2 protein-coding genes are annotated in these 1,844 nt (G+C 32.0%); both read right to left on the bottom strand.

The window, feature by feature from the left end; all coding sequences use genetic code 11:
• Positions 1–13: 13 nt before the first annotated feature.
• On the bottom strand, positions 14–604 hold the full coding sequence (locus C1Y58_RS26205; RefSeq protein WP_105620106.1) for a hypothetical protein: 591 nt from the start codon (positions 602–604) through the stop codon (positions 14–16).
• Between the two features lie 245 nt (positions 605–849).
• The gene (locus tag C1Y58_RS26210) at positions 850–1,548 is read right to left on the bottom strand and encodes a GNAT family N-acetyltransferase (RefSeq protein WP_157950304.1); all 699 of its coding nucleotides are present in this window, start codon (positions 1,546–1,548) and stop codon (positions 850–852) included.
• Positions 1,549–1,844 lie beyond the last annotated feature (296 nt).

Consider the following 1,844-nt stretch of genomic DNA (forward strand, 5'->3'; position numbering starts at 1 on the left):
AAATAATATACTATTACTTGTTAACTTTAAGTTTCTCAAGTGTTTTCTCTAAATAATCTACAGGTAAGGGTAGATTAGCTTGATAAGCTTCTTCTAGTTCTTTTATAACTTCTTCAGTTTTATTATCTAATGAATAAAAATCACTAAACCAAATATAATGAGCCCAATCAAGTAACCTCTTTGGTGAAGATGTTTTATATTTTATAAATAAGATTAGATCATCATACTTTAGTATAATAGGATTTTTGTAAAAGAACTCTGCTAAAGAATCATTTATGTAATCATCTAAAATATCACTTTGAAATAGGCCCTGCTTAAAATTAATCAGTAATTTTCTAGCATAAATAAGTTCATACTCTTCATAGCTCTTTTTTTTAGCTTTTCTTAAGCTTCTTATTCCACCTATAAAATAGATGCAATTAAATAGTGATAAAAAACCAAGTATATATAAAAGATCTAACTCCTCATCTAAATAGATTACTATTAATGCACATACTATGATTAAAATATAAAAAAAAATAGTTACTATTAATCTAGTTATTCCTTCTTTTCTTAATTCTTCATAGCCTTTATCATAAGTCTTATAATAACTACTTGAATTCACTTTACCCCTCCTTACAAGAGCCACTAATAGCTAAGAAATATTATTTATGTCATATAACGTTTCGGATTTGCGACGTTGCTCAACCTTAGAACGAAGGCGTTCATGCCCTGATAAGGGCTAATGTGCCGAGTGTCCCGACGGGCTTAGGTTGAGGGATGTGTGAGGGCATGTCCCAAGGAGCTTTATGGCCCTAGCCCGAACCTTGTGCAAATGTATTGTTATAGGATGTATCCGCCATCTGTTTATTACTCAGATATAATCCATTCTCTACTCTTCATTTGAAACCCTATCTTTTCAGCTAATTTTATTGAGCTTTTATTTGTCTCCTCAACTAAATATATTGGTAAATAATTATGCTCTTTACACCAGTTTATACACGCTTTCACTACCTGTTGTCCAAATCCTTTAGTTCGATACTCTGCTTGAGTAAAAACCACTATATTACATCCACTATTATGAATATCAGAAATAAATGCAGTCGAAGCAATTTTCTCATCATCTACCATAACAAACTGCCTTCTATCATTAAGAATTTCTTTCTTTCTCTCAATATAATCATCTAGGTTATTATGTATCTCAAATCTTATGTTTCGGAGCATATCGATTGTTAAAACATCCGCATTTGAATAGAATTCATTAGTTTCCTCAACTGTATATCTTCTCATAACTCGCAATCTAAATTTGCTCTGCCCTTCACTTAATATCTTTGCAATATTGTACATGGATTCTATACTTCCTTTAAAGTACCTTTGACAAATATCTAAGTACCTGTGAGAACAAGAACAGAGTAATTTCTCATTTAGTTTAGTAAAAATAATAGGATAGTAATACTTATTATTAAGGGGCTTATCTCTATACTCAGATTCTATAATTATACTTGACCCTATATCATTAATATTTTTAATCCCTAAGTATCCAAAATAATACTCTTCAAATCTAGCCATTTTTATTCTCTCCATCCTAATATAGAATCCCTTGATTTTTTTGACCCAATATTGATACTCTGATAGCGGCTATGTTCTATAACGTTTTAGTGTTCACGACGTTTCTCAACCTTAGAAGGAGTCGCTAATGGCACGAATGTGACTGATGCGCCAACTGTCCCTACAGGCTTAGGTTGAGGAATGTGTGGAGGGCGATGACCCTAGAGGAATACCTTACCTGGAACGAATGTGAACATGTTGTTAGGCGATGTAAAAACATGGCCACCTAGATTATTCTTTTCCTATATATTTCATAA

The organism is Vallitalea okinawensis (genome assembly GCF_002964605.1).
In the GTDB taxonomy this organism is placed as follows: domain Bacteria; phylum Bacillota; class Clostridia; order Lachnospirales; family PQDH01; genus Vallitalea_A; species Vallitalea_A okinawensis.